This window comes from Pseudomonas fluvialis, assembly GCF_002835605.1.
GTDB classification, from domain to species: domain Bacteria; phylum Pseudomonadota; class Gammaproteobacteria; order Pseudomonadales; family Pseudomonadaceae; genus Aquipseudomonas; species Aquipseudomonas fluvialis.
The window spans coordinates 129,968-155,687 of sequence record NZ_PIYS01000003.1; the positions used below are offsets into that span (position 1 = coordinate 129,968).

Genomic DNA, 25,720 nt, shown 5'->3' on the forward strand with positions numbered 1-25,720 from the left:
TCAGCCTGCACTGAAATGCAAAAGGGCGACCGAAGTCGCCCTTTTGCTGGAAACACAGAACTTAGTTCTGGTTGCCCATCTGGGCACGGATCAGATCACCAATGGTGGTCGGACCAGTGCTCTCAGCTTCCTGCTTGTTACGCAGCTCTTTCATCGCGTCCTTCTCGTCTTCGACGTCTTTGGACTTGACGGACAGGCTGATAACGCGGGACTTGCGATCAACGCTGATGATCTTGGCTTCAACTTCGTCGCCTTCCTTCAGCACGTTGCGCGCGTCTTCAACGCGATCACGGCTGATTTCAGAGGCTTTGAGCACGCCTTCGATCTCGTCAGCCAGGGTGATGATGGCACCCTTGGCATCTACTTCCTTGACTACGCCGCGGACAATGCTGCCCTTGTCGTTGAGGGAAACGTAGTTGCTGAACGGATCATCTTCCAGCTGCTTGATGCCCAGGGAGATACGCTCACGCTCCGGGTCAACAGACAGGATGACGGTTTCCAGCTCGTCGCCTTTCTTGAAGCGACGCACGGCTTCTTCGCCGGCTTCGTTCCAGGAGATGTCGGACAGGTGAACCAGACCATCGATGCCGCCGTCCAAGCCGATGAAGATACCGAAATCGGTGATCGACTTGATGGTGCCGGAGATCTTGTCGCCCTTGTTGAACTGGCCAGAGAAGTCTTCCCAAGGATTGGACTTGCACTGCTTGATGCCCAGGGAGATACGACGACGCTCTTCGTCGATGTCGAGAACCTGAACTTCCACTTCATCGCCAACCTGAACGACTTTCGACGGGTGAATGTTCTTGTTGGTCCAATCCATCTCGGATACGTGCACCAGGCCTTCGACACCCTCTTCCAGCTCGGCGAAGCAGCCGTAATCGGTGAGGTTGGTGACGCGAGCGGTAACACGGGTCCCTTCCGGGTAACGGGCCTTGATGGCAACCCACGGATCTTCGCCCAGTTGCTTCAGACCCAGCGATACGCGGTTGCGCTCGCGATCGAACTTCAGCACCTTGACATCGATCTCGTCGCCAACGTTGACGATTTCCGACGGATGCTTGATACGCTTCCAGGCCATGTCGGTGATGTGCAGCAGACCATCGACGCCACCCAGGTCAACGAACGCACCGTAGTCGGTGAGGTTCTTGACGATACCTTTGACTTGCTGGCCTTCCTGCAGGTTTTCCAGCAGGGCTTCGCGCTCGGCGCTGTTCTCGGCTTCCAGCACGCTGCGACGGGAAACGACAACGTTGTTGCGCTTCTGGTCGAGCTTGATGACCTTGAACTCCAGCTCTTTGCCTTCCAGGTGAGTGGTATCACGCACCGGACGAACATCAACCAGCGAACCCGGCAGGAATGCACGGATGCCATTGACGTCAACGGTGAAGCCACCCTTGACCTTGCCGTTGATGACGCCCTTGACCACTTCTTCAGCAGCGAAGGCCGCTTCCAGAACAATCCAGGATTCCGCGCGCTTGGCTTTTTCGCGGGACAGCTTGGTTTCACCAAAGCCATCTTCAACCGCGTCCAGTGCAACGTGGACCTCGTCACCTACCTTGATGGTCAGCTCGCCCTGTTCGTTATAGAACTGCTCGACCGGGATGACGCCCTCGGACTTCAGACCGGCATGGACGGTGACCCAGTCACCATCGATGTCGACCACGATGCCGGTGATGATGGCGCCCGGCTGCATGTCGAGGGTTTTCAGGCTTTCTTCAAAAAGTTCTGCAAAGCTTTCGCTCATGTTGATTCCTGTTGATCAAGGGCAGGCTATCTGCCCAAACCACATTCCAGACAATGTGGGTTCGTTCACGTAAAAACGCCATGCAGGACGATGACTGGACTCCTGGCACAACGTTTGCGACCACGCCTGTGGTCTTTCAATCCAGTAAGTCGCGCTGGGCGGCTTCCTGGAGAATTCGTTCCAGCACTTCCTCGATGGACATTTCCGTCGAGTCCAGCTGAATTGCATCGACTGCCGGCTTGAGCGGAGCAACCGCACGATTCATGTCCCGGTCATCCCGCGCCTGAATCTCTTCTAGCAGACTCGGCAGGCTAACATCTTCACCCTTGGCTTTCAACTGCAGGTAACGGCGACGCGCCCGCTCTTCCGCGCTGGCGGTAAGAAAAATCTTCAGCGGCGCATCGGGAAACACCACCGTGCCCATATCACGCCCGTCGGCCACCAGGCCAGGCGCCTCTCGAAATGCCCGTTGGCGCTGCAGCAAGGCATCCCGCACAGCCGGCAGGGCAGCCACTTGCGACGCCCCGGCGCCGACCTGCTCATTGCGAATGCGCTCGGTAACGCTTTCCCCTTCCAGAATGATCCCGCCGGCAACGAACTGCACATCGAGATTGGCCGCCAGCATCGCCAGCGCCGCTTCATTGTCCAGGGCAATTCCATGCTTGCCGGCGGCATAGGCCAGCAGCCGATAGAGGGCGCCGGAGTCCAGCAACCGCCAACCCAGACGCGCCGCCAGCAGACCAGCCAGCGTGCCTTTGCCCGAGCCGCTCGGCCCGTCGATGGCAATAACCTGGGCCGTCATGCCTTACCCTCTTGCGCCACGCGCATACCCACCTGCTGACACAGCGCCAGGAAGTTGGGAAAAGAGGTGGCGACATTCGCGCAATCATGGATGCGGATCACACCATCGGCGCGCAACGCAGCCACACTGAAAGACATGGCGATACGGTGGTCGCCATGCGCCCAGACCTCACCACCCGCCAGTCGCCCGCCATCGATGATGATGCCATCCGGTGTCGGCTGGACCTGCGCCCCCAGAGCCTGCAGACCATCGGCCATGACCTGAATGCGGTCAGACTCCTTGACGCGCAGCTCCTCTGCACCGCGCAGCACGGTACGACCCTCGGCGTAAGCGGCGGCAATGAACAGCACGGGGAACTCGTCGATGGCCAGCGGCACCAGATCCTCAGGAATATCGATACCCTTGAGTTGCGCGGAACGCACGCGAATATCCGCCACCGGCTCGCCGCCGACTTCGCGCAGGTTTTCCAGGCTGATATCGGCACCCATCAACTTGAGGATATCGATCACCCCGGTGCGTGTCGGGTTGATACCGACATGCTCCAGCAGCACATCCGCATCTTCGGCAATACTGGCGGCAACCAGGAAGAACGCCGCCGAGGAAATATCCGCCGGCACTTCGATATGGCAAGCCGTCAACTTGTGGCCGGAAGCCACGCGCGCCGTGTTGCCCTCGACAGACACCGGATAGCCGAAACCACGCAGCATCCGCTCGGTATGATCGCGGGTTGGTGCAGGCTCGCTGACCGAGGTGCTGTCGGCGGCATACAGGCCCGCCAGCAGCAGGCAGGATTTCACCTGGGCACTGGCCATGGGCATTTCGTAGTCCATGCCGGTCAGACGCTGGCCGCCACGAATGGTCAATGGCGGGCGACCTTCCGGCCCGGTCTCGATCACTGCACCCATGGCACGCAGCGGTTTAGCCACACGATTCATCGGGCGCTTGGACAACGACGCATCACCAGTCAGTGTGCTATCAAAGGGCTGCGCGGCCAGCAAACCGGCCAGCAGGCGCATCGACGTACCCGAGTTACCCAGGTAGAGCGGCCCAGGTGGCGCTTGCAAACCGTGCAGGCCGACGCCGTGAATGGTTACCCGACCATGATGCGGCCCCTCGATAACCACCCCCATGTCACGAAAGGCCTGCAGGGTAGCCAGGGCATCTTCACCCTCGAGGAAACCCTCGACTTCGGTAGTCCCCTCGGCAAGCGAGCCGAGCATGATCGAACGGTGCGAGATGGACTTGTCGCCCGGAACCCGGATACGGCCCTTGACGCTACCACCCGGCTGGGCAAGAAAGATCAGATCGTTGTTATGCATGGCGTCCACATAGGCCCGACGGGCCAGGATTTTACTGAAATGTTCACGGGCTACCCGGGCACGGGTAAACACCCCGAGCAGGTGATGACCATCACCCTCGGCAACGGCTTCGCGCAGAGCATCCAGGTCATCGCGGAAGGCGTCCAGGGTGCGCAGTACGGCATCACGGTTGGCAATGAAGATGTCGTGCCACATCACCGGGTCACTGCCGGCAATACGGGTAAAGTCTCGGAAACCTCCCGCGGCATAGCGGAAGATCTCCAGGTTTTCGCTGCGCTTGGCCAGCGAATCAACCAGGGTAAAGGCCAGCATGTGCGGCAGATGACTGGTGGCTGCCAGTACCTGGTCATGGTGCTCGATATCCATGTGTTCGACATCGGCACCCAGCTCGCGCCACAGCAGGTCGATGCGCGCCAACGCCGCAGCATCCGTCTCCGCCAGCGGGGTCAGGATCACTTTGTGGCGACGAAACAGATCGGCCTTGGCCGCCTCCACCCCACTCTGTTCGGAACCGGCAATCGGATGTCCCGGCACCAGGCGCGCCAGGCGCCCCTCCAGCACACGACGCGCGGCACGCACCACGCTGCCCTTGGCACTGCCTACATCGGTCAGCACCGCATCACCGAGGTCCAGCTGCGCTAGTTGTCCGAGCAGTTTCTCCATCGCCAGGATAGGCACAGCCAGCTGGATTACGTCCGCCCCCTGGCAGGCCTTGGCCAGGTCGCTTTCGCAGCGGTCGACCACGCCCTGCTGCACGGCCAGCTGGCAGGACTGTGCATCCAGGTCGACACCCACCACTTCGAAGAACAGCCCACGTTCACGTAGCCCCTTGGCGAAGGAACCACCAATGAGTCCCAGGCCGATCACCACCAGACGACCAAACAGCGGCGGGCCGGATTGCCGCGAGGAAAGCATTGCACGCGAATCAGACACCCTGCAGCACCTCGCCCAGCGCCTGCAGGAAGCGCGCATTCTCGGCCTGGGTGCCGATGGAAATACGCAGGAAATTCGCCAGCCCATAACCAGCCAACGGCCTGACGATCACGCCCTTGTGCAACAGCGCCTGGTTGATCGGTGCCGCATCGCGGCCCAGATCGAGGGTAATGAAATTACCCCGCGAGCTTATCCAGCGCAGGCCAAGTGCGCTAAAACCTGCTTCCAGTTGTTGCATGCCGGCATCGTTGAGTGCACGACTGGCAGCCAGGTACTGCTCATCAGCAAGGGCCGCGCAGGCCGCATCCAATGCCAGGCTGTTGACATTGAACGGCTGGCGTACGCGGTTGAGCACTTCGGCCACCTGCGCTGAAGAAAGCGCGTAACCGACCCGCAAGGCAGCCAGGCCGTAGGCCTTGGAGAAGGTGCGGGAAACGATGAGATTGGCATAGCGTGCCAGGTAATCCAGGCCATCGGGCAGGTCGCTGGCACTGGCGTATTCGATATAGGCCTCATCCAGCACCACCAGCACGTGCTCAGGCACCGCGGCGAGGAACGCCTCCAAAGCCTCGGCCGAGAACCAGGTCCCGGTCGGGTTGTTAGGATTGGCCAGGAACACCACCCGGGTATTGCCATCGATCGCCGCCAGCATGGCCGGCAGGTCATGACCATAGTCACGCGCCGGCACGCAGCGTGCTTCGGCACCGGCAGCCTGCGTGGCAATCGGATAGACGGCAAAGGCGTACTGACTGAATACCGCATTGCGCCCTGGCGCCAACCAGGCACGCGCTACCAGCTCCAGTACATCATTGGAGCCGTTGCCCAGCGTGACCTGTTCCGGGCGTACCCGGCAACGCTCAGCCAGCGCCTGCTTGAGCACGAACCCACTGCCATCGGGGTAGCGCGTCAGCTCTGCCAAGCTGGCCTGCACCGCGGCCAGCACTTTGGGGCTGGGGCCCAGTGGGTTCTCGTTACTGGCCAGCTTGACGATACCGGCCGGGTCGAGATTTAGCTCACGGGCCAGTTCATCCACCGGCTTGCCAGGCACATAGGGGGAGAGTTTTTGCACCCCCGGCACAGCCAGGGCGAGGAAATCGCAACTCATTTTCAGCTCCAACTGGCTTCACCAGTCGCAGGGGGCTATAGGCTGAGCGATCAGCGCTCTAGCCCGCCCTAGTTCATCGGCACATCCGTACCGCTTTTGTCGTCTAGCCTTCAGCCTTTAGGCCGCGCTTACAGAACGGCTTTCGGATAAGAGCCCAGTACCTTGAGCGCCACGGCTTCCTCGCCAATTTTCTCCAGCACGTCGCGAATCAGCGGATCACGGTGATGGCCGACGAAGTCGATGAAGAACACATAGGTCCATTTGCCACTGCGTGACGGGCGGGTTTCGATGCGCGTCAGGTCGATGCCATTGTTGTGGAACGGCACCAGCAGCTCATGCAAAGCCCCCGGCTTGTTGCTCATGGAAACGATGATCGACGTCTTGTCATCACCGGTTGGTGGCACTTCCTGGTTGCCGATGATCAGAAACCGTGTGGAGTTGTCCGGACGATCTTCGATCTTCTCCTGCAACTTGCTCAGACCGTAGAGCTCGGCAGCCATATCACCGGCAATCGCCGCACTGTTCCATTCGCTCTTCACGCGCTTGGCGGCATCGGCGTTGCTGGCCACGGCAACCCGCTCGACATTCGGATAATGCGCGTCGAGCCACTTGCGGCACTGAGCCAGGGACTGTGCGTGGGAATAGATACGGGTGATCTTGTCGGTCTTGGTGGTATCGCCGACCAGCAGGTGATGGTGGATGCGCAGTTCCACCTCGCCACAAATCACCAGGTCATGCTCGAGGAAGCTGTCCAGGGTGTGGTTGATGGCGCCCTCGGTGGAGTTTTCCACCGGCACCACACCGAAATTGACCGCCCCGGCGGCCACTTCGCGGAACACTTCGTCGATGGCCGCCATCGGCTGGCTGACCACCGCATGACCGAAATGCTTGAGCGCTGCGGCCTGACTGAACGTCCCCTCGGGGCCGAGGTAGGCGATCTTCAGCGGCTGCTCCAGGGCCAGGCAGGAGGACATGATCTCGCGGAACAGACGCGCCATTTCCTCGTTGTCCAGCGGCCCCTTGTTCAGTTCCATGATGTGCTTGAGCACCCAGGCTTCACGCTCGGGACGATAGAACACCGGCTTTTCGCCTTCCTTGAGCGCCAGCGTCTTGACCCGCGCCACATCCTGGGCACAGCGCGCGCGCTCACTGATCAGCTCGAGGATCTTCTCGTCGAGGCTGTCGATACGCACCCGCAGCGCCTTGAGCTGATCAACGTCGCTCATCAGGCATGCTCCTTCTCGAACTCGGCCATGTAGGCCACCAGCGCCTCGACGGCATCCAGGCCGGTCGCGTTGTAGATCGAGGCGCGCATACCACCTACCGAGCGGTGCCCTTTCAGGTTGAGCAGGCCGCGCGCTTCGGCGCCGGCCAGGAAGGCCTTGTCGAGCTTCTCATCGGCCAGCCGGAACGGTACGTTCATCCACGAGCGGGCGCTCGGCTGGATCGGGTTGGTGTAGAAGTCGCTGGCATCGATGGCCTTGTACAGCAGGTCCTTCTTCGCCTTGTTGCGCTTCTCCATCGCAGCAACGCCACCCTGCTCCTTCAGCCACTCGAAGACCAGGCCGGAGAGATACCAGGAATAGGTCGCCGGGGTGTTGTACATGGAGCCGTTGTCGGCGGCGATCTTGTAGTTGAGCATGGTCGGGCAGACGCTGCGGGCGCGACCCAGCAGGTCTTCACGGATGATCGCGACGACCAGGCCGCTGGGGCCGATGTTCTTCTGCGCGCCGGCGTAGATCAGGCCGAACTTGGAGACGTCGATCTCGCGGGAGAGGATGTCCGAGGACATGTCCACCACCAGCGGGGTGTCGCCCACCTCGGGAATCCAGTCGAACTGCAGGCCGCCAATGGTCTCGTTGCTGGCGTAGTGCACGTAGGCCGCGTCTTTAGACAGCTGCCACTCGTTCTGTCCGGGAATGGCGAAGTAGTCATAGCCCTTGGCGCTCGCGGCGACATTCACTCGCCCGTAGCGCTGCGCTTCTTCGATAGCCTTCTTCGACCAGATACCGGTCTCGATATAGTCGGCCACGCCGTCTTCGGGCAGCAGGTTGAGCGGAATCTCGGCAAACTGCTGGCTCGCCCCGCCCTGCAGGAACAGCACCTTGTAGTCGTTGGGGATGCACAGCAGGTCGCGCAGATCCTGCTCGGCCTTCTCGGCAATGGCTACATACTCGTCGCTGCGATGGCTCATTTCCATCACCGACAATCCCTTACCCTGCCAGTCAAGCATCTCGGCCTGGGCACGTTGCAGTACAGCGGTAGGCAGCGCGGCTGGGCCGGCGCAGAAATTGTGGGCTCGCTTCACGTGTGGTTCTCTCGGCTCAGCGCAACCGCCGGCCAGGCGGCGGTGCGTCATACGGGGTTATCGGTTATTCCTCGGCGACACTGCTCTCGGCATCATCATCGCCTTCGCCATCCAGCAGCTCGTCCTCATCCACGCCAGAGGGCTCCTGCACGCGCTCCAGGCCAACCAGCGTTTCATCGCTGGCCAGTTTGATGAGAATCACGCCCTGGGTGTTGCGCCCCATTACGCGCAGCTCGTCGACACGGGTACGCACCAGGGTGCCCTGATCGGAAATCAGCATGATCTCCTCACCGTCCTGCACCTGGATGGCGCCTACCAGCTGACCGTTACGCTCGTTGATGACCATGGCGATCACCCCCTGGCCACCACGACCACGCCGCGGGAACTCATCCATGGCCGTACGTTTGCCATAGCCACGCGCAGACGCGGTCAGGATCTGCGCCCCCGGCTCGGGGATCAGCATGGAAATCAGCCGCTGCCCTTCAGCCAGGCGCATGCCTCGTACGCCGCGAGCGATACGACTCATGGTGCGGACGTGTTTTTCCTTGAAGCGGATCACCTTGCCGGCATCGGAGAACAGCATGACCTGCTTGGCACCATCGGTGATCGCAGCAGCGATCAACGTGTCGCCCTCCTCCAGCTTGAGGGCGATCAGGCCGCTGGAGCGCGGTTTGCTGAACTGCACCAGGGGGGTCTTTTTCACGGTACCGAAGGCGGTGGCCATGAAGATGTAGGCGCCGGTCGGCTCATCCTGTTCATCATCGGCCACTTCACCATCGAGCTCTTCGGCAATGTCAGCTACTTCAGGCTCGACCAGCTCGCCCTCGATCACTGCGCCATCGCTGTCGTCCAGCTCCTCGCCCTGTTCGGCGGCCTGCTGGCGCAAGGCCTCCAGGTCGACCTGCAGCATCGCGGTGATACGCTCACCCTCGTCCAGCGGCAGCAGGTTGACCAGCGGGCGACCACGCGCAGTACGCGAAGCCTCGGGGATCTCGAAGGTGCGCAGCCAGTAGACCTTGCCCTTGCTGGAGAACAGCAGCAGGGTGGCATGGCTGTTGGCGACCAGCAGGTGCTCGATGTAATCCTCGTCCTTCACCCCGGTGGCCGACTTGCCCTTGCCGCCGCGACGCTGGGCCTGGTAGGCAGCCAGCGGCTGGCTCTTGGCATAGCCACCATGGGAGATGGTCACCACACGCTCTTCCTCGGGAATGAGGTCGGCAATGGTCAGGTCTTCCTGGCTGGCACGAATCTCGGTACGGCGGGCATCGCCGAACTCGGCCTTGACCTTCTCCAACTCCTCACGGATCACTTCCATCAAGCGCTCGGCACTGGTCAGGATACGAATCAGCTCGCCGATCTGGGTGAGGATTTCCTGGTACTCGGCCAGCAGCTTCTCGTGCTCTAGGCCGGTCAGGCGGTGCAGGCGCAGCTCAAGAATGGCCTGGGCCTGCTCGGGCGACAGGTAGTACTTGCCCTCGCGTAGACCATACTGCGGATCCAGGTCTTCCGGGCGGCAGGAATCGGCACCAGCACGCTGCACCATGGCTTCCACGGCAGAGGATTCCCAGGCCGTGGCGATCAGGCGCTCCTTGGCCTCGGCCGGCGTCGGCGAAGCCTTGATCAGTTCGATGACTGGGTCGATGTTGGACAGGGCGACCGCCTGGCCTTCGAGGATGTGGCCACGCTCGCGCGCCTTGCGCAGTTCGTAGACGGTGCGACGGGTCACCACTTCGCGACGGTGACGAACGAAAACCTCGAGCATGTCCTTGAGGTTCAGCGTGCGCGGCTGGCCGTCGACCAGGGCCACCACGTTGATACCGAATACGCTCTGCATCTGGGTCTGCGCGTAGAGGTTATTCAGCACCACCTCGCCGACTTCACCACGACGCAACTCGATGACCACGCGCATGCCGTCCTTGTCGGACTCGTCGCGCAGCTCGGTGATGCCTTCGATCTTCTTCTCTTTGACCAGCTCGGCAATCTTCTCGATCAGCCGCGCCTTGTTCAGCTGGTAGGGCAGTTCGGTAACGATGATTTGCTGGCGGTTACCGCCCTTCTCCATCTCCTCGACGGTAGCGCGGGCACGCATGTAGATGCGCCCACGACCGGTGCGGTAGGCCTCGATGATGCCTGCGCGGCCGTTGATGATGCCCGCGGTGGGGAAATCCGGACCGGGGATGTAGTGCATCAGTTCGTCGACGGTCAGCTCGGGGTTGTCGATCAACGCCAGGCAGCCGTCGATCACCTCGCTCAGGTTGTGCGGCGGGATGTTGGTGGCCATGCCCACGGCGATGCCCGACGAGCCGTTGACCAGCAGGTTGGGGATCTTGGTCGGCATGACCGCAGGAATCTGCTCGGTGCCGTCGTAGTTGGGCACCCAGTCGACGGTTTCCTTGTCCAGGTCGGCCAGCAGCTCATGGGCCAGCTTGGCCATGCGCACCTCGGTGTAGCGCATGGCCGCGGCATTGTCGCCGTCCACCGAACCGAAGTTACCCTGGCCATCGACCAGCATATAGCGCAGCGAGAAAGGCTGGGCCATGCGCACGATGGTGTCGTAGACAGCAATGTCACCGTGCGGGTGGTATTTACCGATCACGTCACCGACCACACGGGCGGACTTCTTGTAGGGCTTGTTCCAGTCGTTGCCCAATTCGCTCATGGCATACAGCACGCGGCGGTGCACCGGCTTCAAGCCATCACGCGCATCCGGCAGCGCACGCCCGACGATCACGCTCATGGCGTAGTCGAGGTAGGACTGTTTCAGCTCGTCTTCGATATTGACCGGGAGGATTTCTTTGGCCAGTTCGCCCATAGGTAGCCAGGTTCCTTGTTATAAGCGGGGTCCTGCGATAAGCCGCCGATAGTACCACAGCACGGCGCCACAAGGCTGCCGACAAGCGCAGCAGCTGGCAGCAGCCGGCCAAGCCACTCAATGCAAGCGCTTGCGACTCATCAGCTGGGCCATTTTCTCTTCCGTGGGGCGTTCGACCACACCTTTTTCAGTGACGATCACGTCAATCAGGTCGGCGGGAGTGACATCGAACACCGGATTGACCGCAGGCACCTCGGCAGCCACGCGCTGCCCGCCCAGCTCCAGCAATTCGCGGCCATCACGCTCCTCGATGGGAATGTCGTCGCCATGCGCCAGGCTCATGTCGATGGTCGAACTGGGAGCCACCACCATGAAGCGCAAGCCATGATGCATGGCATTGATGGCCAGCTGATAGGTACCGATCTTGTTGGCTACATCACCATTGGCGGCTATCCGGTCAGCGCCGACAATCACCCAGGTGATTTCCCCGCTCTTCATCAGATGCGCCGCTGCCACGTCGGCATTCAGGTAGACCGGCACACCATCCTCGGCCAGCTCCCAGGCGGTCAAGCGGGCGCCCTGCAGCCAGGGGCGGGTTTCATCGGCATACACCCGCTCCACCAGGCCGGCCAGATGCGCGGCGCGGATTACTCCCAGCGCAGTGCCAAAGCCTCCCGTCGCCAGGGCACCGGCATTGCAGTGGGTGAGCAGGCATTGCCGACTGGCCTGGTGACGACGAATCTGTTCCATGCCGTACTGCGCCATGGTCAGATTGGCTTCGCGGTCACTGGCATGAATGCCTCGCGCTTCTGCTTCCAGAACCTGTAGCAGGTCTTCGCCGGGGCGCAGACGCAGCCAGCGCTCACGCATGCAATTCAGTGCCCAGCTGAGGTTGACTGCCGTAGGGCGTGCGGCTGCCAACAAACGGCAATCGGCCTCAAGCCCGGCCAATTGCGCGGGCAGCGCCTGATCCCGGCGCTGCCGGGCAGCCAGCACCACGGCATAGGCGGCAGCGATACCGATGGCCGGAGCGCCGCGCACAATCATCTCGGCAATCGCCCGCGCCACCCCGGCCGCACTGTCGAACGCCAGCCAGACCTGCTGCTCCGGCAGCAGACGCTGATCAAGCAGGTACAAGGCGTCATCGCGCCAGTGGATGGCCTGGATTTGTTCCGCCGCCAGCAACTGCTCGCGCATAACACTCTCCCTCTACATAAAGGTCGCGCAGTATACGCACCCAATGCGGCATTGCCGCAGCCAGGTCACGAAACGCATGCCTCGGTTATACTGCGCGACCCAATCCGCCGGAAGCCCTGCGATGCCCAACCAGCCTGCCCCGCTCGACCTGCTGTTACTGCCCACCTGGCTGGTACCGGTGGAACCGGCTGGCGTGGTACTGCGTGAACATGCGCTGGGCATTCGTGACGGACGCATCGCCCTCATTGCTCCACGCGAACAGGCGCTACGCCTGGAGGCCCGCGAGGTACGTGAACTGCCCGGGCAGCTGCTTTGCCCCGGACTGGTCAATGCCCACGGACACGCCGCCATGACCTTGCTGCGCGGCCTGGCCGATGACCTGCCACTGATGAGCTGGCTGCAGGAGCATATCTGGCCTGCGGAAAGCCGTTGGGTGGATGAGGCATTCGTGCGCTGCGGCACCGCTCTGGCGATCGCCGAACAGGTCAAGGCTGGCATCAGCTGCTTTGCCGACATGTATTTCTATCCGCAGGTTGCCAGCGAAGTGGTGCATGCCTGCGGCGTGCGCGCACAGATCAGCATTCCTCTGCTCGACTTCCCAGTGCCCGGTGCACTGGATGCCCAGGACGCGTTACGCCATGGCCTGCAACTGTTCGATGACCTACGCCAGCATCCACGCCTGAGCGTGGCCTTCGGCCCGCATGCGCCCTATACGGTGAGTGACGACAAGCTGGCCAACATCGCCATGCTGGCCGAGGAAGTGGATGCCGGTATCCACATGCACATCCACGAAACCGCCGGGGAAATCGAGCAAAGCCTGGCCAGCCACGGCCAACGCCCGCTGGCTCGCCTGCAGCGCCTGGGCCTGTTGGGACCACGCCTGCAAGCCGTGCACATGACCCAGATCGACGAAAGCGACCTGGCCATGCTGGTGGAAAGCAATGCCAGCGTCATCCACTGCCCGGAGTCCAACCTCAAGTTGGCCAGCGGCTTCTGCCCGGTAGAACGCCTATGGCAAGCCGGGGTCAATGTAGCGATCGGCACGGACGGCGCCGCCAGCAACAACGACCTCGACCTGCTCGGCGAAACCCGTACTGCCGCCTTGCTGGCCAAGGCCGTCGCCGGTTCGGCGCAGGCCCTGGACGCCCATCGCGCATTGCGTATGGCTACGCTCAATGGCGCCCGCGCACTGGGCCTGGACACACAAATCGGCTCACTGGAAATCGGCAAACTGGCCGACCTGGTCAGCTTCGACCTCTCGGGGCTCGGCTGCCAACCTCTGTATGATCCGGTTTCACAACTGATCTATGCAGCCAACCGCCAGTGCACCCGCCACCTATGGGTTGCCGGCAAGCAACTGCTGGACAATGGACGCCTGCTACGCCAGGACGAAGAACAACTGATCAGCCAGGCCCAGCAATGGGCCGGGCGCATTACCGGCAGCCCGACAGCGACTGCCTGAGGACCCCAGATGAGCAACGTCGATCACGCTGAAATCGCCAAGTTCGAAGCTCTTGCCCACCGCTGGTGGGACCGCCACAGCGAGTTCAAGCCGCTCCATGACATCAATCCCCTGCGGGTCAACTGGATCGATCAGCGCATCCCTCTGGCCGGCAAGCGCGTGCTAGACGTCGGTTGCGGCGGCGGCATCCTCAGCGAAGCCATGGCGCAGCGTGGTGCCACCGTTACCGGCATTGACATGGGCGAAGCCCCCCTGGCGGTAGCGCGTTTGCATCAACTGGAATCCGGGGTCAACGTCGATTACCGGCAGATCACTGCCGAGGCACTGGCCGAAGAAATGCCCGAGCAGTTCGATGTGGTCACCTGCCTGGAAATGCTCGAACACGTCCCGGACCCCGCCTCGGTAATCCGCGCCTGCCAGCGCCTGGTCAAGCCAGGTGGCCAGGTGTTCTTCTCGACCATCAACCGCAACCCCAAGGCCTACCTGTTTGCCATCATCGGCGCAGAGTACGTACTGCGCCTGCTGCCGCGCGGCACTCACGAATTCAAGAAGTTCATTCGCCCCTCTGAACTGGGCGCCTGGTGCCGCGCAGCCGACCTGGAAGTCCGCGACATCATCGGCCTGACCTACAACCCGCTGACCCGCCGCTACAAGCTGGAGGCGGATGTCGAAGTCAACTACATGATCCAGACCCTGAAGGAGGCCTGATGCGTCTGCGTGCAGTGCTCTTCGATATGGACGGCACGCTGCTCGACAGCGCGCCGGACTTCATTGCCGTGATTCAGGCCATGCGCAGTGCCCGCGACCTGCAGCCCATCACGGCCCAGGCTATCCGTGATGTCGTGTCAGGCGGCGCACGGGCCATGGTTGCCGCCGCCTTTGCCGAAGCGCCCGGCACTGCCGCTTTCGAGGCCCTGCGCGAGGAGTTCCTGCAACGCTACCAGGCCCACTGCGCGGTGCTGACCCGGCCCTATCCAGGCATCAGTGAACTGCTCAGTGATATCGAGCGTGCCCATCTGCGCTGGGGCGTAGCCACCAACAAACCGCTACGCTACGCCGAGCCGATCATGCAACAGCTGCAGCTGCACACACGCAGCGCCGTGCTGCTCTGCCCCGAACATGTCGCACAGAGCAAACCGGCACCCGACATGCTGCTGCTGGCCTGCCAGCAGATGGCCCTGCAACCGGGCGAAGTGCTGTTCGTAGGCGATGACGAGCGCGACATTGCTGCCGGCCGCGCTGCCGGCTGCCGGACAGCGGCAGTGACCTGGGGCTACATCCATCCCGAGGACCACCCTAGCCACTGGGGCGCGGACGTGATCGTCAACCATCCCGGCGAACTACGCAGCGTGCTGGACAACGCACTGTGCGGCTGCTGAGCAGCGCACCCCATTGAACCGTACCCCCGACTTTTTCTCGGCATGCCGGGCACAGACTTGCAGCCTTGCTGCCTGAAGCTGGACGCTCAGCGAAGGAGCTCTTCCATGTTCGACTATCAAGCCCGCCCCGATCTGCTCAAAGGTCGAGTAATTCTGGTCACCGGCGCCGGGCGCGGCATTGGTGCCGCCGCCGCCAAGAGTTATGCGGCACACGGTGCTACCGTGCTACTGCTGGGCAAGAACGAAGAAAATCTCAACCAGGTGTATGACCAGATCGAAGCGGCTGGGCATGCCCAGCCCGTGGTGATTCCCTTCAACCTGGAAACCGCCCTGCCTCACCAGTATGACGAACTGGCCGCAACCATCGAAGGCGCCTTCGGCCGCCTCGACGGCCTGCTGCACAATGCCGCGGTACTGGGGCCGCGCACGCCGATCGAACAGCTGTCTGGCGATCACTTCATGCGCGTCATGCAGATCAACGTCAACGCCGCCTTCATGCTCACCAGCACCCTGCTGCCGCTGCTTAAGCTCTCCGCAGACGCCTCGGTCGTCTTCACCTCAAGCAGTGTCGGTCGCCAGGGACGCGCCTATTGGGGGGCTTATGCCGTCTCCAAGTTTGCCTGCGAAGGCTTGATGCAGGTACTGGCTGACGAGGTCGAGGGAATCAGCCAGGTGCGCGCCAACAGCATCAACCCAGGCGCCACCCGCACCGACATGCGCGCCCTGGCCTATCCCGGCGAAAACCCGGCCAGCAACCCCGCGGCGGAAGACATCATGCCGCTGTACCTCTATCTCATGGGGCCGGATAGCCAGGGCATCAACGGCCAGGCGCTCAACGCGCAATAAGCAACCTCGGTGACGGCTTTCCGTCACCGGAGCGAAGTGCGGCAATGGATTGCCGCCAACAAGCGCCAGACTGTCGGCGCGGCATTCGAGAAAATCGCCAACGGCAAACGTATCTTATTGATTTAAAACGAATAATATAATTGGCATGGAAATCGCTTAAACAACCTCACCATCGCATTACGCGTTAGAGGTTAGCGACCATGCCGACGCCCACCCGCAGCAACACCATCGACTTCGATGCCGCCAAGCTCCAACGCCTGGGCTTTGCCGGCAAGCGTCGCCCCTCTCCCAAACCGGTGACCCTGGGCGAACTGCGTCGGCAACTGAACCTGCAACTGCAGACCAGCCTGGAAGCCGAGCGCATCCTGGGCCTGTTCTTCCAGGAGGTACAGCGCCTGGTGCCCCTGGACGCACTCTGCTATCAACACAGCAACGATGACTTGCGTATTGAGCTGGGCCAGCGTGCGCCACATTCGGCAGCCTATCGTCTCAGCCATGACGGCCAGTACCTGGGCGACCTCACCTTCCGGCGTGCCCTGCGTTTTGATGAAGGCGAACTGGCACAACTGGAAACCCTGCTCAGCTGCCTGCTGTTCCCGCTGCGCAATGCCCTGCTGTATCGGGAAGCTGTGCTCAGCGCCCTGCGCGACCCGCTGACCCAGACCGGCAACCGCATCGCCATGAATCAGGCCCTGCAGCGCGAAGTGGACATAGCCAAGCGCAGCAGCCAGCCGCTGTCAGTACTGATGGTGGATATCGACCACTTCAAGCGCATCAATGACAACTACGGTCACAGCGTGGGCGACGAGGCCTTGCGCGAAGTAGCTGGCGTACTGAAGGCCAGCCTGCGCAACATCGATATGGTATTTCGCTATGGTGGCGAAGAATTTCTGGTGCTGCTGTCGAACACCAGCAGCGAGGTCGCGGCGATGGTCGGAGAACGCCTGCGCCAGGCCGTACACAATCTGCAAGTGGTGTTCCAGGGGCAGGCCCTGCAGATGTCGATCAGCCTGGGCTGCGCCACGCTACAAGCCGGCGAGTCCGCTGACGGACTGCAACAGCGAGCCGATCAGGCGCTGTATCAGGCCAAGCGCAACGGTCGCAACCGCCTCAACCTGGCCAGCTGATCAGCCATTGCTCAACTGCAACAAACTGCCCTGCCGATCAAAAGCAAGGAAGCTGGCGACTCGCCCAGTACGAATCCCCTCGACCATATAACGCAACGACTGCTCGACCTGCTCCTCTCCCGGCCCCACGCCAGCCTGACCAGACAGCGCGGCAACAAACATCACCACCCAGTCCTGGGCAGCCTGTTGTGACTCCTCAACCAGGGCGGCGAAGCTGCTCAACTCCTCGGGCGTCTTATCCACACAGACTACCGGGGCCAGATGGCCACCCGCACCCGCCGCAAAGCGCTCCGCCTGCTCGGCGGTATGCCCTTCCGGTAGCTCCGGCTGAGTAAACACGAACAGCAGACGCTGCGGATCAGGCTGCTGGCGGGCCAGCAAGAGAAGGTCATCAAAGGATTCGATCGACATCTGGGACATACGGGACTCCCGGCAGGAGGGCTGTTAGACCGGCAAGCGGGTTAACCAGCCACCGGAAGCAGACCGGCAGGCAAAAACGCGCGCCTACCGGCGAAAGTGGTGCCCGAAGCCGGACTCGAACCGGCACGCCATTGCTGGCGAGAGATTTTAAGTCTCAATCGGCCACCCTGAATAGCTTTTATGTAACAGCACTTAGTCGCCAACCACGGGGCTTTGAAGCATACTTAGTCCCTAACGCGGCCTAGTTATTTTGAACTCAGCCGCTACATATCCGCTACATAGGGACATGCCATGCCTGAGCCAATCAAACTCACCAAAACCAAGGTTGAAGCCCTCAAACCTGACCCAGAAAAACAGATCGTCGTGTGGGATTCAGCCTTAACGGGCTTCGGCGTTCGCCTATCCCCAGGCGGTAGCAAAACCTTTTTTGTGCAGGGGCGCTTGCGCGGCACTCAACAGCTAGTCAAGTTCACCATTGGCAAGTTCGGGCCAGCCTTGACAGCAGAGCAGGCACGAGCCGATGCAGAAGAGGCGCTCAGCGCCATGCGAAAAGGAATTGATCCACGCACCAAGGACAAGCGGGAGCAAGGTGCCGTTACATTTGGCGAGATGATGACAGCCTATGCGGACATGCTCAAGGCCGCAGGCAAAGCTAGTGCGCGGAATGTGGGCAATGCGATCAAGAAAGACATACAGACGGCTTTCCCCAAGCTGTGGAAAAAACCAGCGCACGAAATAACGATAGATGACTGCGTGGAAATCATCGCCAAGCTCAACGACCAAGGCTTGCCAAGACAGGCGGACAAGATCCGCTCTTACATAAAAACGGCATTCACTGCCGCCATAAACGCCCGTGGCAACGTGAAAGCGCCCAAGGCTATGCGCGACATGCGCCTGACCGTAAACCCTGCACAGGTAATACAGAAGGTCGCAGGCAGTTCACAGGCCAGCGAGCGCGCTTTGTCCCTGGCTGAGTTCCGCGCCTACTGGCGACGCGCTCAAGATCTGCCCGAGCCGCGCCGCAGCATCGCCATGCTGCACGTTCTCACAGGCGGCCAGCGCATGGAACAACTCGCACGCGTCACCCTGGCCGACATCGACCACGACGCAAAACTGATGCGTATGGCAGACGGAAAAGGCCGCAGACAGCAGCCAAGAGTCTATTGGGTGCCTCTGCTCCCCCAGGCGCTGGAGTGCATAAAAAACGTCACCGGCTCAGGGCAGTTTGTGTTCTCTAGCAATGGCGGCCTGTCACCGATGCACGCCAGCTATATCAGCAACATTGCGTCAGACATATGCGCGGCAATGGCTCAGGCCGGCGAGCTGGAAGGCGAACCATTCACCGGCAAGGTTATCCGCGCCACCATCGAAACGCGCCTGATGAAAGCGCCTTATCGGGTATCTAGTGACGTGCTGGCCCGCCTGCTCAGCCATGGCCTAGGCGGCGTTCAGGCAAAACACTACGCGCACGACCCCATGCACGAGGAGCAAGTCGAAGCCTTGGAAAAGCTGTGGCGTCTGCTGCATGACGAGGCCGAGCCGAGCGCCCAGGTTATTCAGATGAGGGCCGCAGGATGAGCGACAAATTAGCTAGCCCATTTACCTTGGCCAGTGCTCAACTGGAAGCGCTATGGATTGAGTCAGAAAGCCTTCAATTCGACGGCGACATTGAAACCATAATTGATCTATGGACAGAAAGCGCCACGAAATTGCCAGATAGCACAACTCAAAAGCTCGTAATTTTGAAATACCTTGCAGTGTCTCGAGATTATTACAGAAGCGGAGACGATAAGAACTTCCGATTATTCTTTCTTCGCGCAATGAAAAACATGGATGCAGCACGTATTGACCAGTTGATAGATATGCAGCAAAGAAGGCAACAGCCTATCGATGAGGCAAACCAGCAGAGGCAATCAGTGATTAACTCAGCTCAAGAAGAAGCTCGGCGCATATGGAATGCGGACGAAAGCAAATCCTTGAAGGTTGGAGAAGTCTCTGAGCGCATATGGTCAATGCTCGGTGATAAAAAGCCAAAGACCATTACCACTGTTCGTAAGTGGATAGGGAAAGTTGCACCGGACTATGCGAGGGAGGGCGGGAGACCATCCAAGAAAAAATAACTATGCCAGGCGTACGAAAAACATATTTACCCTACGCCGAGCAAATATAACTCATTGTTTTTGTTTGAAAAACTGGCCTTGTTCAAATCTGAGTGAGGCCACTTCAAATGCAAAACCACCAAGCCACCCCCGCAACACCCGCACAGCTCCCCGCTGAGTTGTGCGCCCTTCCCCGCCTGATGACCCAGCGCGACCTGGCCGCCTATCTGTGCAAGTCAACTGCATGGTGTGAGCGCGCCCGCTGGGCCGGCGATGGCCCGCGCTTTGTAAAGCTGGGCAGGCATGTTCGATACCGCGCAGAAGATGTTATGGCGTGGATTGACGCCAACTCCCGCACTTCGACCACCGAAGAATAAGGGGGCATAAATGACGGAAATAAAAAAGGCCGCCCATGAGAGCAGCCCCGAAAGTTCGCACTTCCAGTTTAGCACTACAGCAAACGGCCTCCTACAGCCAAGTGCGCCAATGACCGCCCCTGTCACCATCGCCACAAGCAACAACCCGAAACGCCTGACCAAACTCTGGCAGCTCAAGGACGGCCAGCCGGTAAAGCAGCACGCCGGGGAAATGATCGCCGGTCACGTCAACGCTGTGGATCTGCCGACCCCTGCCGAGCTTGCCGAAGCGCTCGAGCAACTGGAGTGCAATCAGGCGCTGATTTTTGGCCTGCCGCCTGTGTCGTCCGCGCCTGTGGTCACACAAGCGCAACTGCCGACCGCAGCCCCTGGCACCATCGCCCGGACAAAGGAAACATTCCGCTGGCACGCGGGGCCGGGCTGGCTGCTGCTGGACGGCGACCCGCTGCCCGGTGATGAGCCTCTGGCCCGTGACCAGTGGCTGGCGCTGCTGTACAAGGTCGCCCCCGCCCTGGCTGATGCGCCCTGTGTGTGGGGCGTTAGCAGCTCGAGCTGTATTTACAACAGCGAAACCGGCGAGCAGATAACAGGCATTCGAGGGCAGCGGCTGTATGTCCTGGTAGCTGATGCCCGCGACATTCCGCGAGCAGGTAAAGCCCTGTTTGAACGCCTGTGGCTGGCCGGGCATGGTCGCTATGTGGTGAGCAAATCAGGCCAGACCCTGAGCCGCGCCCCGGTGGACGCCAGCGTCTGGCAAACCAACCGCCTGGACTTTGCCGCGCCGCCTGTGTGCCTTCCCCCGCTCGAGGCACGCCGCCCCGCACCCGAACCGCTGAACAATGACGCCGCACCGCTGGACACCGCTCAAGCCCTGCCGGATCTAACCGAAGCCGAGCGCCAGCAACTGGCCGACATTCAGGCCGCTGAGCGTGGCTGTGACGATCTGCTGGCAGAGATCCACCTAGCACGCGAAACGTGGATTGATGAGCGCCTGGCGGCACTAGGCGACCTGCCCGAAGCTGAGCAGGCCGAAGCACGCGAGCGGCTGCGTGATGCTGTGGAGCGTGGCCGCCTGTTCGGTGACTTCGAGCTGATCCACTCGAGTGGCCGCCGGGTAACTGTGGGGGATCTGCTGGACAACCCCGACCAGTGGCACGGCGAGCGCTTCCATGATCCGCTCGAGCCGGATTACTCCAACGGCGACAAGCGCATTGCATGGGCCAACCTTAAAAGCGGTGGCGCGCCCTACATATACAGCCACGCGCATGGCGGCACCCGTTACCGACTGCTGCGACCCGTCCAACAGCTCAAGCTGCAACAGGGAGAGCTGCCCCAGGTACTGCCCAAGATCATGCAGCGCCTGGCAGTCGATGGCGAGATATTCGAGCGAGGTGGACGCCTGATGCGCCTGGCTGATGACGAGCTGCTGACTGTAGAAAAACCGTGGCTGCAAACGTACCTAGAGGGCGCGTTCCGCTTTCTGGTGTTCGACAGTAGGGCCGCTGGTGGAGGTGAATGGTCGGTGCGTGACTGCCCCGACAAGGTGGCCGCCCGCGTGATGGCCGCTCGAGGTGCGTGGGATCTGCCGAAAGTAACCGGCCTGGTATCGTTTCCCGTCATGCGCCCGGATGGCAGCGTTATCACTCAACCGGGCTTCGATGAGGCAACCGGGCTGCTGTACCTGAGCGACAGCAACAGCCGCCCAACGCCGCACCCGCTCGACCGTGCCGCCCTGGTGGAGACATTGCGCCGGATCTGGGAACCGTTCGCCCTGTTCCCGTTCGACAGCGACACAAGCCGGGGCGTGTTTCTGGCTGCACTGCTGACCACCGTTTGCCGTGCTGCACTGCCGACAGCGCCGGGCTATCTGGTGAGAGCCTACACGGCAGGCACCGGCAAAACCCTGCTGAGTGAATGCCTAATGCTGCTGGTGGGTGCGCCTGTTAAGGCTATGCCGCTGCCCGAGGGCAACCCCGAGGAAATCGGCAAACGCCTGTTCTCGGTTCTGCTAACAGGCCGGGCCGGTGCTGTGCTGGACAACCTGACCGGCGTTATCGACAGCACCGACCTGTGTGTATTTCTGACCAGCGCCGAACCCGAGGGGCGCATTCTGGGCCAGTCCGAAACCCGGAGCGCAATCAACCGCGTGCTGTGGGTGCTGAACGGCAACAACGTCACCGCTGGGGGCGATACGTTCCGGCGCATTTTGCCGATTGGCCTGGACGCCGATTGCGAGTCACCCGAGCGCCGCAAGTTCGCGTTCAACCCCCGCGACCTGATCCGCGACCGCCTGGACGCCTACCGGGCCGACCTGCTGAGCGTGCTGCTGTCTTATCAGTGGGAAGGCGCGCCCGTTGTCGCTGCTGGTGGCCTTGGGAGCTTCGACGAATGGGAAAGCCTGGTGCGCCAGTGCGTGTGCTGGCTGATCCGTGAGGGCGTCACACCTGCCCCCATGGCTGACCCGGTGGAAGTCCTGCAACTGAGCAAGGCCGAAGATCCCTACCACCAACAGCACATTGAAGTGCTGCAAGCCTGGTGGGAGCTATACGGCGACCGTGAAGTTAAGGTGCGCGAGATTGCCAAGCTAGTGGGCAGTGCTGACTTTAGCCAGACCAAAGCCGAGGCCGCATTGATCGAAGCAGTAAGCGAGATCTCGCCCCCGCGTGGAGGGTTTAACAGCAGGTACTTTGCCGGATGGCTGCGACGGCACAAAGGGCGTGTGGTCGCTGGGCTGCGAGTTGACCCAGGCGACCAGAAACGCAAGGAACCCGGATGGCGCGTCACCATGCGGTTTTAACCAACAACAGCCCCGGCACCCGCTGGGGCTTTTCATTGAAAAGGGGGATTAGTGGGATTATTGGTATTTTTTCCAACCCCAAGGGCAAAACTGTCAGTGACATATCTCATATAGGGGCTGAGATTTATCCCATTTATTCCACTTATCCCCCTTTGCTTAAAGGCAGCAAATCCGCTTGGAATCTACTCGCAACCATCACCCCGAAAAACGCCACTACCCTTCCCGCCAAGCCTAAAAACATTCACCCAAGGGATATATTGTCCCTATTAAAAGACGCTCTAAGTCCCGTTATATATGGCCTACAGAGCTGTCCTGTCAAAATGTGAAGCAGATATGTAGCACTTGCCCAGCATTTAGGCCGTGAATATGAGCAAAGCCCAGGCAGTACCCGAGCAGTTCCGCGCCGGCTTTATGGCCGAGCTAGATGGCCGCACTGCCGTTGCCCAGGATCTACGCCAGCGATACGAAGCCCTAACCGCCGACCTTGGCGGCCTGCCCGCGCTCAGCTATCAGCAGCGCAGCCTAGTGGAGCGCTTCTTGTGGCTCGAACATTGGCTAAGGACTGAGGAACAACGCCTGGCCGCTGGTGCGGACTTCGACGTCGGCAAATGGACTCAGGCTTGCAACAGCGCCCAAGGCATTCTGGCCAAGCTGGGATTGCAGCGCCAGGCGCGTGACGTATCGCTGGCCGACCTGCTGCGCAAGGAGGCTGGCAAGTGAACATCCTAGAGGCTATGCAGACCCCTGCCCTGTTCGGTGACGCCTTCGCTGGCGAGAGCTGGGAGGCTTGGCGGGCCGTTCTCAGCGGCGCTTTCGGGCTGCCCATGGGTGACGACCGCCTGGCGCTGTTCAAGCAGCTAGCGGGCGACAGAGAGCCGCCTGGCGAGCGTGTGCGCGAACTGTATGTAATCGCTGGCCGGCGCTCAGCCAAGACCCAGAACGCCGCAGCCATCGCCGTTTACCTGGCCACCGTCGGCGCGGCGCTCGAAGGGCTAACCGACAAGCTGGCAGTAGGTGAGCGCGGCACCGTTGTACTGTTCGCCACCGACCGCACCCAGGCCAAGATCATGCTTGGCTTTATCGCGGGCATGATTGACGCCAGCCCTGTGCTATCGGCCATGGTTGAAAAGCGCGGGGCCGAGGAGATCCACCTAAATAACCGGGTGAGCATCGAAGTCACGACCAGCAACTATAGGGCCGTGCGTGGTCGCGCCATCCTCGCCTGTATCTTCGACGAGCTGTGCTTTCTACGCTCGGAATCAACCGACGCCGCAGACGTGGAAATCGTCCGTGCGGCACGTCCTGGCCTGGCCACAACAGGCGGCCTGCTGATCGGTATCAGCTCGCCATGGGCCAAGCGCGGCGTTATGTATGAGCAGTACAAGCGCCACTATGGCCAGGACTCAGACGTCCTAGTCGTGAAAGGTGCTACTACGCAGTTCAACCCGACGCTTGATCCCCGAGTGATCGAAGAAGCCCTTGCAGAAGATCCCGAGGCGGCCAAAACCGAGTGGCTGGGCGAGTGGCGCGACGGGATAAGCAGTTATGTCGACCGCAACGTCGTGGAAGGCTGCACACGCGACTTTCCGCTGATCGTTCCGCACCAGCCGGGCCACACCTACACGGCCTTTGTCGACCCGTCCGGGGGCAGCAGCAACCCCAACGCCGACGAGTTCACCCTGGCCATTGGCTACCGCGATAAGGACAACACCGTCGTGGTGTGTGGCGTATGGGCGCGGCGTGGTTCGCCTGATGAAACCATCGAAGCCTTCTCCAAGATCCTGCACGACTACAACGTCCGCACCGTTCGCAGCGACCGCTATGCAGGACGCTTTCCGGCTGACTCTTTCGCCCGTCACGGCATCACCCTGCAATTCACGGACAAGAACCGCAGCCAACTTTATATCGACGCCTTGCCGCTGCTGTTCACTGGCCGTATCGAGTTGCCGCCTGACCCTGTGCTGGCAAACCAACTGTGCGGCCTGGAGCGCCGGACGGGGCGCACGGGTGACGTTATCGACCACCCAGCCGGGGCGCATGACGATCGCGCCAATGCCGCGCTCGGTCTTGCCGCACACGCAATGGCTCACAAGGCCATGCCGAAAGTCGCCGTCCGTTTTTGTTTCTAGACCACTGCCCAGGAGGGTGGAACATGCTGAGCGCAACCATAACAGGCGAGATCGTCACGTTTTTGCAGCAAGACCCGACCGGGGCCAAGTTCTGCACCGTAAACAGCCCCGAGGCGCGGCGTTCGGTGCGCGTCTATTTCCGAAACGAGCAGCAGGCGGCGCTAGTCGAGCGACTGCCCAAGCATGGCCGCCTGACGGTATCAGGCCGGTTGAAATCGCAAGGCGCAATCAGTGACACCGGCAAGGCCGTGGCTTTGCTCAGCATCTACGCCCAACAACTCAAGATCCACGAGGACAGACCATGACCGAGCAGACCCAAGACGCCAAGACCGTCGAGCAACTGCAAGACGAGATCCAGAAATTAAAGGACAAGAACACCCAGCTACTCAGCGAAAAGCGGGCCGCTGTGGCTCAGCGCGACGAGATGGCCGAGAAGTTGGCCGCAGCCGAAAAGCAGCGCGACGAAACGACCGCACGCCTCGACTATCTGACGATCCAACTGCCCCGCGACGAGATCCTGCAAGCGGCGGCTGTGGAAGATTCAGCGGAAATCCTGTGGCGAGAGCTGAGCCATCACGTCGACGTCGTGCGCGGCGATGACGGGCAGGACTATTTCCACGACAAGGAAGGCAAGCGCCTGGAGCATCAAGGCCAGCCGGTCACGCTGACCGTTAAGGGCTTGAACGCTCTTTACGATTCCGGCGCGGTAAAGACCATTGGCCGGCTTCTCAAATCCAGCGGCGCAACGGGTGGCGGCGCTACCGGCGCGGGCCGTGCGTACCACACCACCGACAAGGTACCGACCGCCAAGCCTTCTGGCTTTGGCTTGCGCTAGTGTTATAATGTAACAAGCGGCCTTCTGTG

23 protein-coding genes are annotated in these 25,720 nt (G+C 61.2%); 14 read left to right on the top strand and 9 right to left on the bottom strand.

Annotation, left to right across the window (positions count from 1 at the left end):
* Nucleotides 1–61 precede the first annotated feature (61 nt).
* From rpsA to mtnA, 8 genes are all read right to left on the bottom strand, one after another.
* On the bottom strand, nt 62–1,744 hold the full coding sequence (gene rpsA, locus CW360_RS02360; RefSeq protein WP_093986820.1) for a 30S ribosomal protein S1: 1,683 nt from the start codon (nt 1,742–1,744) through the stop codon (nt 62–64).
* Nucleotides 1,745–1,880: 136 nt separating this feature from the next.
* Nucleotides 1,881–2,546 carry a (d)CMP kinase gene (gene cmk / locus CW360_RS02365; RefSeq protein ID WP_093986819.1) on the bottom strand — a complete coding sequence of 222 codons (666 nt, stop codon included), beginning with the start codon at nt 2,544–2,546 and terminating at the stop codon, nt 1,881–1,883.
* Nucleotides 2,543–4,780: a bifunctional prephenate dehydrogenase/3-phosphoshikimate 1-carboxyvinyltransferase gene (locus CW360_RS02370; protein WP_101192614.1), complete on the bottom strand. Its 2,238-nt coding sequence runs from the start codon at nt 4,778–4,780 to the stop codon at nt 2,543–2,545. The genes cmk and CW360_RS02370 overlap by 4 nt, the downstream gene beginning before the upstream one ends.
* 10 nt (nt 4,781–4,790) lie before the next feature.
* A complete protein-coding gene (gene hisC, locus CW360_RS02375) occupies nt 4,791–5,903 on the bottom strand; it encodes a histidinol-phosphate transaminase (protein WP_101192615.1) in 1,113 nt (370 codons plus the stop codon).
* 128 nt (nt 5,904–6,031) lie between these two features.
* Nucleotides 6,032–7,129: a prephenate dehydratase gene (pheA, locus tag CW360_RS02380; protein WP_101192616.1), complete on the bottom strand. Its 1,098-nt coding sequence runs from the start codon at nt 7,127–7,129 to the stop codon at nt 6,032–6,034.
* Nucleotides 7,129–8,211, bottom strand: a complete 1,083-nt coding sequence (serC, locus tag CW360_RS02385; protein ID WP_245874650.1) for a 3-phosphoserine/phosphohydroxythreonine transaminase — start codon at nt 8,209–8,211, stop codon at nt 7,129–7,131. Before serC ends, pheA begins: the two co-directional genes overlap by 1 nt.
* Nucleotides 8,212–8,275: 64 nt before the next feature.
* Nucleotides 8,276–11,023 carry a DNA gyrase subunit A gene (gene gyrA / locus CW360_RS02390; protein ID WP_101192618.1) on the bottom strand — a complete coding sequence of 916 codons (2,748 nt, stop codon included), beginning with the start codon at nt 11,021–11,023 and terminating at the stop codon, nt 8,276–8,278.
* Nucleotides 11,024–11,140: 117 nt separating this feature from the next.
* The gene (gene mtnA / locus CW360_RS02395) at nt 11,141–12,220 is read right to left on the bottom strand and encodes an S-methyl-5-thioribose-1-phosphate isomerase (RefSeq protein WP_101192619.1); all 1,080 of its coding nucleotides are present in this window, start codon (nt 12,218–12,220) and stop codon (nt 11,141–11,143) included.
* A 121-nt stretch (nt 12,221–12,341) separates the two neighbouring features.
* Between mtnA and CW360_RS02400 the strand changes: the two genes are divergently transcribed.
* The 5 genes from CW360_RS02400 (at nt 12,342) to CW360_RS02420 (ending at nt 17,034) form a co-directional block, all read left to right on the top strand.
* Nucleotides 12,342–13,682: a TRZ/ATZ family hydrolase gene (locus tag CW360_RS02400; protein ID WP_101192620.1), complete on the top strand. Its 1,341-nt coding sequence runs from the start codon at nt 12,342–12,344 to the stop codon at nt 13,680–13,682.
* Between the two features lie 9 nt (nt 13,683–13,691).
* The gene (gene ubiG, locus CW360_RS02405; protein WP_093986811.1) at nt 13,692–14,390 is read left to right on the top strand and encodes a bifunctional 2-polyprenyl-6-hydroxyphenol methylase/3-demethylubiquinol 3-O-methyltransferase UbiG; all 699 of its coding nucleotides are present in this window, start codon (nt 13,692–13,694) and stop codon (nt 14,388–14,390) included.
* Nucleotides 14,390–15,061 (top strand): N-acetylmuramic acid 6-phosphate phosphatase MupP, encoded by a 672-nt coding sequence (gene mupP, locus CW360_RS02410; protein ID WP_101192621.1) that lies wholly within the window; start codon nt 14,390–14,392, stop codon nt 15,059–15,061. Before ubiG ends, mupP begins: the two co-directional genes overlap by 1 nt.
* 105 nt (nt 15,062–15,166) lie before the next feature.
* A complete protein-coding gene (locus tag CW360_RS02415; protein ID WP_101192622.1) occupies nt 15,167–15,907 on the top strand; it encodes a YciK family oxidoreductase in 741 nt (246 codons plus the stop codon).
* A 200-nt stretch (nt 15,908–16,107) separates the two neighbouring features.
* Nucleotides 16,108–17,034, top strand: a complete 927-nt coding sequence (locus tag CW360_RS02420; RefSeq protein WP_101192623.1) for a GGDEF domain-containing protein — start codon at nt 16,108–16,110, stop codon at nt 17,032–17,034.
* On the opposite strand, the gene CW360_RS02425 is transcribed toward CW360_RS02420, so the two are convergent.
* Complete coding sequence (locus CW360_RS02425) at nt 17,035–17,454, bottom strand: ribonucleotide reductase subunit alpha (protein WP_308809870.1); 420 nt, start codon at nt 17,452–17,454, stop codon at nt 17,035–17,037.
* 291 nt (nt 17,455–17,745) lie between these two features.
* On the opposite strand from CW360_RS02425, the gene CW360_RS02430 reads away from it, so the two are divergent.
* From CW360_RS02430 to CW360_RS02465, 9 genes are all read left to right on the top strand, one after another.
* Nucleotides 17,746–19,032, top strand: coding sequence for a tyrosine-type recombinase/integrase (locus CW360_RS02430; RefSeq protein ID WP_101192624.1), 1,287 nt, complete (start codon nt 17,746–17,748; stop codon nt 19,030–19,032).
* On the top strand, nt 19,029–19,574 hold the full coding sequence (locus tag CW360_RS02435) for a hypothetical protein (protein WP_101192625.1): 546 nt from the start codon (nt 19,029–19,031) through the stop codon (nt 19,572–19,574). The genes CW360_RS02430 and CW360_RS02435 overlap by 4 nt, the downstream gene beginning before the upstream one ends.
* 179 nt (nt 19,575–19,753) lie before the next feature.
* The gene (locus CW360_RS17210) at nt 19,754–19,930 is read left to right on the top strand and encodes a helix-turn-helix transcriptional regulator (protein WP_342749376.1); all 177 of its coding nucleotides are present in this window, start codon (nt 19,754–19,756) and stop codon (nt 19,928–19,930) included.
* Between the two features lie 10 nt (nt 19,931–19,940).
* Nucleotides 19,941–22,727: a hypothetical protein gene (locus CW360_RS02445; RefSeq protein ID WP_157825243.1), complete on the top strand. Its 2,787-nt coding sequence runs from the start codon at nt 19,941–19,943 to the stop codon at nt 22,725–22,727.
* Nucleotides 22,703–23,053: a hypothetical protein gene (locus tag CW360_RS16720; RefSeq protein WP_157825244.1), complete on the top strand. Its 351-nt coding sequence runs from the start codon at nt 22,703–22,705 to the stop codon at nt 23,051–23,053. The genes CW360_RS02445 and CW360_RS16720 overlap by 25 nt, the downstream gene beginning before the upstream one ends.
* Before the next feature lie 40 nt (nt 23,054–23,093).
* Nucleotides 23,094–23,447, top strand: a complete 354-nt coding sequence (locus CW360_RS02450; RefSeq protein ID WP_101192628.1) for a hypothetical protein — start codon at nt 23,094–23,096, stop codon at nt 23,445–23,447.
* A 104-nt stretch (nt 23,448–23,551) separates the two neighbouring features.
* Complete coding sequence (locus CW360_RS02455) at nt 23,552–24,856, top strand: hypothetical protein (protein WP_212633277.1); 1,305 nt, start codon at nt 23,552–23,554, stop codon at nt 24,854–24,856.
* A 23-nt stretch (nt 24,857–24,879) separates the two neighbouring features.
* On the top strand, nt 24,880–25,161 hold the full coding sequence (locus tag CW360_RS02460) for a hypothetical protein (protein WP_101192630.1): 282 nt from the start codon (nt 24,880–24,882) through the stop codon (nt 25,159–25,161).
* The gene (locus CW360_RS02465; RefSeq protein ID WP_101192631.1) at nt 25,158–25,691 is read left to right on the top strand and encodes a hypothetical protein; all 534 of its coding nucleotides are present in this window, start codon (nt 25,158–25,160) and stop codon (nt 25,689–25,691) included. Before CW360_RS02460 ends, CW360_RS02465 begins: the two co-directional genes overlap by 4 nt.
* Nucleotides 25,692–25,720 lie beyond the last annotated feature (29 nt).

Bases quoted from the DNA above. Each gene is read 5' to 3' on its own strand.
- mtnA (WP_101192619.1), bottom strand. From the start codon at position 12,220: ATGCGCGAGCAGTTGCTGGCGGCGGAACAAATCCAGGCCATCCACTGG.
- mupP (WP_101192621.1), top strand. From the start codon at position 14,390: ATGCGTCTGCGTGCAGTGCTCTTCGATATGGACGGCACGCTGCTCGAC.
- CW360_RS02425 (WP_308809870.1), bottom strand. From the start codon at position 17,454: ATGTCCCAGATGTCGATCGAATCCTTTGATGACCTTCTCTTGCTGGCC.
- CW360_RS16720 (WP_157825244.1), top strand. From the start codon at position 22,703: ATGGCGCGTCACCATGCGGTTTTAACCAACAACAGCCCCGGCACCCGC.
- CW360_RS02445 (WP_157825243.1), top strand. From the start codon at position 19,941: ATGACGGAAATAAAAAAGGCCGCCCATGAGAGCAGCCCCGAAAGTTCG.
- CW360_RS02465 (WP_101192631.1), top strand. From the start codon at position 25,158: ATGACCGAGCAGACCCAAGACGCCAAGACCGTCGAGCAACTGCAAGAC.
- hisC (WP_101192615.1), bottom strand. From the start codon at position 5,903: ATGAGTTGCGATTTCCTCGCCCTGGCTGTGCCGGGGGTGCAAAAACTC.
- rpsA (WP_093986820.1), bottom strand. From the start codon at position 1,744: ATGAGCGAAAGCTTTGCAGAACTTTTTGAAGAAAGCCTGAAAACCCTC.
- CW360_RS02430 (WP_101192624.1), top strand. From the start codon at position 17,746: ATGCCTGAGCCAATCAAACTCACCAAAACCAAGGTTGAAGCCCTCAAA.
- CW360_RS02415 (WP_101192622.1), top strand. From the start codon at position 15,167: ATGTTCGACTATCAAGCCCGCCCCGATCTGCTCAAAGGTCGAGTAATT.
- cmk (WP_093986819.1), bottom strand. From the start codon at position 2,546: ATGACGGCCCAGGTTATTGCCATCGACGGGCCGAGCGGCTCGGGCAAA.
- CW360_RS17210 (WP_342749376.1), top strand. From the start codon at position 19,754: ATGACCCAGCGCGACCTGGCCGCCTATCTGTGCAAGTCAACTGCATGG.
- ubiG (WP_093986811.1), top strand. From the start codon at position 13,692: ATGAGCAACGTCGATCACGCTGAAATCGCCAAGTTCGAAGCTCTTGCC.
- CW360_RS02420 (WP_101192623.1), top strand. From the start codon at position 16,108: ATGCCGACGCCCACCCGCAGCAACACCATCGACTTCGATGCCGCCAAG.
- CW360_RS02435 (WP_101192625.1), top strand. From the start codon at position 19,029: ATGAGCGACAAATTAGCTAGCCCATTTACCTTGGCCAGTGCTCAACTG.
- pheA (WP_101192616.1), bottom strand. From the start codon at position 7,129: ATGAGCGACGTTGATCAGCTCAAGGCGCTGCGGGTGCGTATCGACAGC.
- CW360_RS02370 (WP_101192614.1), bottom strand. From the start codon at position 4,780: ATGCTTTCCTCGCGGCAATCCGGCCCGCCGCTGTTTGGTCGTCTGGTG.
- CW360_RS02400 (WP_101192620.1), top strand. From the start codon at position 12,342: ATGCCCAACCAGCCTGCCCCGCTCGACCTGCTGTTACTGCCCACCTGG.
- CW360_RS02450 (WP_101192628.1), top strand. From the start codon at position 23,094: ATGAGCAAAGCCCAGGCAGTACCCGAGCAGTTCCGCGCCGGCTTTATG.
- CW360_RS02455 (WP_212633277.1), top strand. From the start codon at position 23,552: ATGGGTGACGACCGCCTGGCGCTGTTCAAGCAGCTAGCGGGCGACAGA.
- gyrA (WP_101192618.1), bottom strand. From the start codon at position 11,023: ATGGGCGAACTGGCCAAAGAAATCCTCCCGGTCAATATCGAAGACGAG.
- CW360_RS02460 (WP_101192630.1), top strand. From the start codon at position 24,880: ATGCTGAGCGCAACCATAACAGGCGAGATCGTCACGTTTTTGCAGCAA.